Below are 6,909 nucleotides of genomic sequence, written 5' to 3'. Positions count from 1 at the left end.
CCCTCGCCCAGCAAGGTGGGCCCCAACGCCCTGGTGGGCGTGCGCACGCCTTGGACCTACGCCAGCCGGCTCGCCTGGGACAAGGCCAACCGACTGGCCGGCCGCCTGTTCTTCTGGTTCGGCCTCCTGGGCTTCGCCGCCGCGCCGCTGGTCCCGCAGCCCGCCGGGATGCGGGCCGTGGTCGTCGCGACGATCGCCATCGCCGCCCTGGCGGTGTTCGAGAGCTGGCGCGTCTGGCGCGACGATCCGGAGCGCCGCAGCGCCTTCTAGCCGCCGCCGGGCAGCGCCGCGGCCAGCTTGTCGAGCAGCCAGCGGGTGCCCTCCTCGCGGCTGCCCGCGTCGTCGTAGCCGTCGAGGAACGCGCCCTGTTCGGTCATCACGAGGCGGGTCCCCGCTCCGTCGGGCTTGAACTCGATGGTGGCGAGCGAGACTGAGAGCTTCACCCCGTTCATCCACATGTCGTAGCCATAGATGATCCGCTCGTTCGGGATCACCTCGAAGTAGCGGGCCTGGAAGTCCGAGACCTTGCCGCTGGGGTGCTTGCCCCACAGCCGCTCGGCGCCGCCCGAGCGGAAGTCCATTGACCGCTCGTAGATCTCGGTGCCTTCGGGTCCGTCGAACCAATGGGCCTTGGCCTCGGGAGTCGCCCAGGCGGCGAACACGCGGCTCGGCGGGGCAGGATAGCGGCGCTCGATGCAGAAGGTCGCGTGCACGACGTTACGCTCGGTCATGAAGGCTCCTCGGGGTTGGCGGCCAGGTAGGCGCCCAGGCGGTCCAGCCGCTGCTCCCAGGCGGTGCGGCGCTCGTTGATCCACTGTTCGGCTCGGCTGAGGACGGCGGGCTCGATCCGGCAGGTCCGAACCCGGCCGACCTTCTCGGAGGCGACGACGCCCGCGGCCTCCAGCACGCCCAGGTGCTGCACCACGGCCGGCAGACTCATGTCGAACGGCCGGGCGAGATCGCTGACCGAGGCCGGTCCACGGCTCAGGCGTTCGACGATGGCGCGACGCGTCGGGTCGGCCAGCGCCTGGAACAGGGCGTCGAGGTTGGGGGTCATGCCGCCTTCCGGCCCGGGAACATGTGCCAGACGGGCTGGGCCTCCTCCAGGGTGCGGGCGAACGACGGACGCGCCTCCAGGCGGTCCAGGTAGGCGCCGAGCGTCGGGTGGCCGGCGCGGAACGGCAGGACCTTGTCGGCATAGTAGAGCGCCGGGGCGGCGGCGCAGTCGGCCAGGGTGAAGGCCTCTCCCGCCGCCCAGGTCCGGCCCGCCAGCTCGCCTTCGAGGTAGTCGTAGGCCTTCTTCAGCAGAGCGTCGGCCTGCGCGACGCCGACGGGGTCCTCCCCGCCCCGGAAGTTCTCCGCCACGACCCGGGACATCGGCTCCATCACGTAGCTGTCGAACACTCGGTCCAGCATCCGCACGCGAAGCGCCGTCTCGGGGTCGGAGGGGATCAGGCCGGCCGAGGGGGCGTGGAAGACCTGAAGATATTCGATGATGACGCTGGTCTCAGGGATCACCTGGCCGCGGTCCGTGTCCTCCAGCACCGGCATCTTGCCGAGCGGCCAGCGCGCCAGGTGCGCCTCCCAAGACGCCGGATCGTAGGGCGCCACCAATCGCGTCTCGAACGGCAAGCCGGTCTCGTAGAGCGCGACCTTGGCCTTCCAGCAGTAGGACGACAGCGGGTGTTCGTGGAGGATCAGGGTCATGGTGGGTCCGTCACTTAAGTGTTTCCTTAAGTATCAGCCGTCGGGCAGCCGCGCAAGCCATTGAGCCGGAGCGGCTGCGCCACTAGCTTCCGCTCCACCTGAGCCGGAGCCCTTCATGCGCATCGCCACCTGGAACGTGAACTCGGTCAACGCTCGCCTGGAGACGGTGCTGCGCTGGTTCGAGGAGGCGCAGCCGGACGTCGCCTGCCTGCAGGAGATAAAGTGCGTCGACGAGAAGTTCCCGGCCGAAGCCTTTGAACGACTTGGCTATAACGTCGCCGTCCACGGCCAGAAGAGCTACAATGGCGTCGCCATCCTCTCGAAGGCCCCGCTCGAGGACGTGACCCGCGGCTTGCCGGGCGACGACACGGACGAACAGGCCCGATACCTGGAAGCGGTCGTCTCAGGCCCCCAGCCGGTGCGGGTAGCGTCGATCTACCTGCCGAACGGCAATCCGGTCGGGACGGAGAAGTTCGCCTACAAGCTGGCCTGGATGGAGCGCCTGCACCATCACGCCGCGGCGCTGCTGAAGCTGGAGGAGCCGTTCGCCCTGGTTGGCGACTACAACGTCATCCCCGAGCCGCGCGACGCCGAGTTCCCGAAGAACTGGGTCGACGACGCCCTCTTCCAGCCGCAGAGCCGGTCCGCCTTCCGGGCGTTGAAGAACCTGGGGCTCACCGAGGCCTATCTGCAGGCCGACGGCGCGCCCGGGGCCTACACGTTCTGGGACTACCAGGCCGGCGCCTGGCAGCGGAACAACGGCATCCGCATCGACCACGCCCTGCTCTCGCCTCAGGCCGCCGACCTACTGCGCGGGGTCTCGATCCACCGCGACGTGCGCAGCTGGGACAAGCCGTCCGACCACGTCCCGCTGGTCATCGAACTCGACCTCTAGCTCTGCCGTAGTCCGACTCACCGGAACGGCGTTACGCTCGCCCTATGGACGAGTTCGCCCGACTGGTCGTGCTGATGGCGATCGCCGGCGGCGCCTTCACGGTGCTGGGGGCTGCATTCGTGTGGTTCCTGGACGAGGGCCGCCGCATCCGCCGAAGCCTGAAGAAGGTGCTGCGCGCCGAACCGCACGCGCTGCTGGTCGCCCGCGGCCGCGGCAAGGGGATCGGCTTCGACTTCGGCGCGAACAACGTCGCGGTCACCTGGGACGCCGGAGCCTGGTGCCTGGAATACCGTGTGGACGAACTCATGGGCGCCGAACTCATCGTCGATGGCCAGGTCGCCGCCCGCACCCACCGCGGCGAGTCCCGCCGGGCCCTGGACCATCTCTCGGGCGCGCAGGACCATGTCAGGCTGCGCTTCGTCTTCGACGATCCGACCTACGCCGACTTCATCGTCGACCTCTGGAACGCCGCCGACGCCGACAAGCGCAAGGCCTGGACGGCGGCGGAGGCGCTCCAGGAAGGCAACCGCTGGGTCGCCCGCATGGAGTCGCTGTTGCGCCGGCCGGTCCCGAAGCGCGGCGCCGTCCTTTCGGTTGCGCCCGCCGCGCCATCGCCGCCCCCTGCGATCGCGCCCCCGGGCCTCGACGCCGACGCCGGCGACGAGGACGGCGCCGAACACGCAGCATGACTTGACGCTGTAAATTAAAGACGCCACGTTCCGGCGCGGAGGGCCCCAAACCATGACGAACCTGATCGCCGCCGCCGTCTTCTTCGTGCTGATCCACCTACTGATCTCGGGCACGCGCGCCCGGGACGCCCTGGTGCTCCGGCTGGGCGCCGGCCCCTACATGGGGCTCTTCTCCCTGGCGTCCTTCGCCGGCCTGATCTGGCTGGGCTTCGCCTTCGGCGACGCCCGCGTCTCGCCCGCCAACGACGTGCTCTGGGGCGCAAGCGCCGCCACCCGTCACCTGCAGCTTGCGATCCAGCTGATCGCCGTCGTCTTCATCGTGGTCGGCCTGACGACCCCCAACCCGACCAGCGTCCGCCAGGAGGGCGCCCTGGACCGCCCGGACGTGGTGCGCGGCGTCCTGCGCGTCACCCGCCATCCGTTCCTGTGGGGCGTGGCGATCTGGGCGCTGGGCCACCTGCTGGTGAACGGCGAGGCCGCGAGCCTGATCCTGTTCGGCTCGATGCTGGCGCTCGCCCTGTTCGGCACCGCCAGCATCGACGCCAAGCGCAAGCGGGTGCTGGGCCTGAAGTGGGACCCGTTCGCGGTGCAGACCTCGAACGTGCCGTTCCTGGCCATCGCCCAGGGCCGCCAGCGGCTCAGCCTGGGCGAGATCGGCTGGTGGCGGATCGCCCTGGGCGTCGTGATCTGGGCGGCGCTCGCCTGGGGCCACCCGTACATCACGGGCGTCGCCGCTCTCCCCTAGGCCAGCGCGAACTCTATCGCCGCCTCGCAGTGGACGAGCGTCGTGTCGACGGCGGGCACGTCGAGGTCGTCCTGGCTGAGCAACATGCCGACCTCGGTGCAGCCGAAGATGACGCCGTCGGCGCCGGCCGCGCGGCCCTTCGCCACCATCGCCAGCGCCTCGGCCTTCGATTCCGGCCGCACGACACCCTGGCAGAGTTCGTCATAGATGATGGCGTGCAGCCGCGCGCGGTCCGCCTCGTCGGGCGTCAGCGGCTCCAGCCCTGCGGCGATGAGCCGATCCTTGTAGAAGTTCTGCTCCATGGTGAACCGCGTGGCCAGCAGCAGCGGCCGGCTGACGCCCCTCGCCTTCAGCGCCTGGGCGGTGGCGTCGCCGATGTGCAGGAAGGGCACGGAGACCGCGCCCGAGATCATCGGCGCGTTCAGGTGCATGGTGTTGGTGCAGAGCACGATCGCTTGCGCCCCCGCCAGCTCCAGCCGTCGCGCCCCGTCGGCCAGGATTCGGCCCGTCTCGTCCCAGTCACCCTCGGCCTGCAAGGCGGCGATCGGCGCGAAGTCGACCGACCAGATCAGGAGGTCGGCCGAGTGCAGCCCGCCCACCCGTTCGCGGACCAGGCGGTTCAGCTCGCGGTAGTAGATCGCCGTGCTCTCGGCGCTCATCCCGCCGAGGAGACCCAGCGTCTTCATGGTTAGATGTCCGCGTACACGTGGGTCTCGGCCGCCGCGCCCGGATGGGTCACCGCGCCCAGGTGGGCCGGGCCCACCGACTGGGCGAACTTCCAGATCGCGCCGCTCTGGTAGTGGGTGCGGCGGGGCTCCTCCTGGGCCAGCAGGTGCGCCCGGTGCTCGAGCTCGATGGGATCGACCTCCAGCTCGATCGTGCCCGCGTCGGCGTCGATGGAGATGATGTCGCCGTCCTTAACGAGCGCGATCGGACCGCCCACGGCGGCCTCCGGCCCGACGTGACCGATGCACAGGCCTCGCGTGGCGCCCGAGAACCGGCCGTCGGTCACCAGGGCGATGTTCTCCACGCCCTGGCCGTAGAGCGCCGCGGTGGTGGACAGCATCTCGCGCATGCCCGGGCCGCCCTTCGGACCCTCGTAGCGGATCACCAGGACGTCGCCCTCCTTGTAGTCGCGGGCGGTGACCGCGGCGAAGCAGGCTTCCTCGCCGTCGAACACCCGCGCGGGGCCGCGGTGCTTGGTGTGCTTCAGGCCGGCCACCTTGGTGATGCAGCCGTCGGGCGCCAGCGAGCCCCAGAGCCCGACCACGCCGCCGGTCGGCGACAGCGGGTTGGACACCGGACGGATCACCTCCTGGTCGTCGCGCCATTTCACGTCCGCGACGTTCTCGGCCAAGGTCTTGCCGGTGACGGTCATGACGTCGCCGTGCAGGTAGCCGCCTTCCAGCAGGGTCTTCAGCAGCATTGGCGTGCCGCCCGCCTCGCCCATGTCCTTGGCCACGAACCGCCCGCCCGGCTTCAGGTCGGCGATGTAGGGCGTGCGCGCGCAGATCTCCGCGAAGTCGCGCAGGGTGAACTCGATCCCGCACTCGTGCGCCATCGCCGGCAGGTGCAGGCCGCCGTTGGTGGAGCCGCCGCTGGCGGCGATGACCACCGCGGCGTTCTCGAAGGCCTTGCGGGTGCAGATGTCGCGCGGGCGGATGTTCTGCTCGATCAGCCGGACCACGGCCTCGCCCGACGCGCGCGCATACTGGTCGCGGTCGAGGTAGGCCGCCGGCAGCGCCGACGATAGCGGCAGGGCCAGGCCGATGGCCTCCGACACCATGGCCATGGTGTTGGCGGTGAACTGGCCGCCGCAGGCGCCGTCGCCCGGACAGGCGTGCTGCTCCACCTGGCACAGCCGCTCCTCGGTGATCTGGCCGGCCGAAAACTGGCCCACGGCCTCGAACACGTCCTGGACCGTCAGGTCCTTGCCATCGAGCCGGCCCGGGAGGATCGAGCCGCCATAGAGGAACACCGACGGCACGTTCAGGCGCAGCATCGCCATCATCATGCCGGGCAGGCTCTTGTCGCAGCCGGCCACGCCCACCAGGGCGTCATAGCTGTGGCCGCGCATGGTCAGCTCGACCGAGTCGGCGATCACCTCGCGGCTGGCCAGCGAGGCGCGCATGCCCTCGTGGCCCATGGCGATGCCGTCGGTGACGGTGATGGTGCAGAACTCGCGCGGCGTGGCGCCGGCGGCTTTCACGCCTTCGGCGGCGGCATGGGCCTGGCGCATCAGGGCGGTGTTGCAGGGCGCCGCCTCGTTCCAGCAGGAGGCTACGCCAACCAGCGGCTGGGCGATCTCCCGCGAGCCCAGACCCATCGCATAGTAGTACGACCGGTGCGGCGCCCGCGCGGGGCCCTCGGTCACATGGCGGCTGGGGAGATTGGACTTGTCCCAGGATCCGTCCGGCTTGCGATGCATTCGTTGCGCCTCCGACTTGGCGGGGCCGTCTTAGAGGCGCGATCCGCGGCGGGAAAGAGGCCGCTTTGGAAAATCATGCCCCGCTGAAGGTCAGCGCCGCGATCCGTCGCAGGCGCTCGTCCCACGCCGCCTGGGTCTCCAGGCTCCACCCCTCGCCCAGGACCTCGCGGCAGGTCTCCATGACGATCGGGAAAAAGCTCTGGAAGGCCTCGGGCGAGACGCCGAAGCCCTCGTGGTTCACGCGCTCGGCCCTGATGAAGTTCTGGGCGTAGCTTCCGTCGAGGTCGAGCAGACACTGGAAGGCCACCGCCAGCATCTCGCCCCGGATCGAACCCGTGGTGTCGCGCCAGAACAGCGGCTCCATCTCCGGAAAGGCTGCGAACAGCCGCGTATAGATCGCCGGCGCGGGATCGCCCACGCGCTCGGCCATCATCTCCAGCGACAG

General features: G+C 70.1%; 10 protein-coding genes. 4 read left to right on the top strand and 6 right to left on the bottom strand.

From position 1 onward, the window contains the following. Nucleotides 1–270 (top strand): SdpI family protein (locus RIF93_RS03785; RefSeq protein WP_309088601.1); only part of this gene is annotated, 270 nt, incomplete at its 5' end. Here the strand turns inward: RIF93_RS03785 and RIF93_RS03780 are convergent. From RIF93_RS03780 to RIF93_RS03770, 3 genes are read right to left on the bottom strand one after another with little or no spacing between them, the layout of a single operon-like run. After that, on the bottom strand, nucleotides 267–731 hold the full coding sequence (locus tag RIF93_RS03780) for an SRPBCC family protein (RefSeq protein ID WP_309088599.1): 465 nt from the start codon (nucleotides 729–731) through the stop codon (nucleotides 267–269). The two genes, RIF93_RS03785 and RIF93_RS03780, sit on opposite strands and share 4 nt — an antisense overlap. Further along, entirely contained in the window at nucleotides 728–1,057 is a 330-nt protein-coding gene (locus tag RIF93_RS03775) for a metalloregulator ArsR/SmtB family transcription factor (protein ID WP_309088597.1), read from the bottom strand. Before RIF93_RS03775 ends, RIF93_RS03780 begins: the two co-directional genes overlap by 4 nt. Continuing rightward, nucleotides 1,054–1,707: a glutathione S-transferase family protein gene (locus RIF93_RS03770; RefSeq protein ID WP_309088595.1), complete on the bottom strand. Its 654-nt coding sequence runs from the start codon at nucleotides 1,705–1,707 to the stop codon at nucleotides 1,054–1,056. The genes RIF93_RS03775 and RIF93_RS03770 overlap by 4 nt, the downstream gene beginning before the upstream one ends. Before the next feature lie 115 nt (nucleotides 1,708–1,822). Here RIF93_RS03770 and xth point away from each other — a divergent pair, with 115 nt between their 5' ends. Genes xth through RIF93_RS03755 form a run of 3 tightly spaced genes read left to right on the top strand, consistent with a single transcriptional unit; the run spans nucleotide 1,823 to nucleotide 4,036 of the window. Beyond that, on the top strand, nucleotides 1,823–2,602 hold the full coding sequence (xth, locus tag RIF93_RS03765; RefSeq protein WP_309088593.1) for an exodeoxyribonuclease III: 780 nt from the start codon (nucleotides 1,823–1,825) through the stop codon (nucleotides 2,600–2,602). Between the two features lie 44 nt (nucleotides 2,603–2,646). Beyond that, on the top strand, nucleotides 2,647–3,291 hold the full coding sequence (locus tag RIF93_RS03760; protein ID WP_309088592.1) for a hypothetical protein: 645 nt from the start codon (nucleotides 2,647–2,649) through the stop codon (nucleotides 3,289–3,291). A 52-nt stretch (nucleotides 3,292–3,343) separates the two neighbouring features. Then, a complete protein-coding gene (locus RIF93_RS03755; RefSeq protein ID WP_309088590.1) occupies nucleotides 3,344–4,036 on the top strand; it encodes an NnrU family protein in 693 nt (230 codons plus the stop codon). Here RIF93_RS03755 and RIF93_RS03750 read toward each other — a convergent pair. From RIF93_RS03750 to RIF93_RS03740, 3 genes are all read right to left on the bottom strand, one after another. Next, nucleotides 4,033–4,722 (bottom strand): aspartate/glutamate racemase family protein, encoded by a 690-nt coding sequence (locus tag RIF93_RS03750; RefSeq protein WP_309088588.1) that lies wholly within the window; start codon nucleotides 4,720–4,722, stop codon nucleotides 4,033–4,035. The two genes, RIF93_RS03755 and RIF93_RS03750, sit on opposite strands and share 4 nt — an antisense overlap. A 2-nt stretch (nucleotides 4,723–4,724) precedes the next feature. Further along, entirely contained in the window at nucleotides 4,725–6,464 is a 1,740-nt protein-coding gene (gene ilvD, locus RIF93_RS03745; RefSeq protein WP_309088586.1) for a dihydroxy-acid dehydratase, read from the bottom strand. A gap of 73 nt (nucleotides 6,465–6,537) precedes the next feature. Further along, entirely contained in the window at nucleotides 6,538–6,894 is a 357-nt protein-coding gene (locus tag RIF93_RS03740) for a globin (protein WP_309088584.1), read from the bottom strand. Nucleotides 6,895–6,909 lie beyond the last annotated feature (15 nt).

The sequence above is a fragment of the Phenylobacterium sp. genome (assembly GCF_031181185.1).
Classification (GTDB): Bacteria; Pseudomonadota; Alphaproteobacteria; order Caulobacterales; family Caulobacteraceae; genus Phenylobacterium.
The sequence above is the reverse complement of the archived record's forward strand: the minus strand, read 5'-3'. Positions and strand labels throughout refer to the sequence as shown.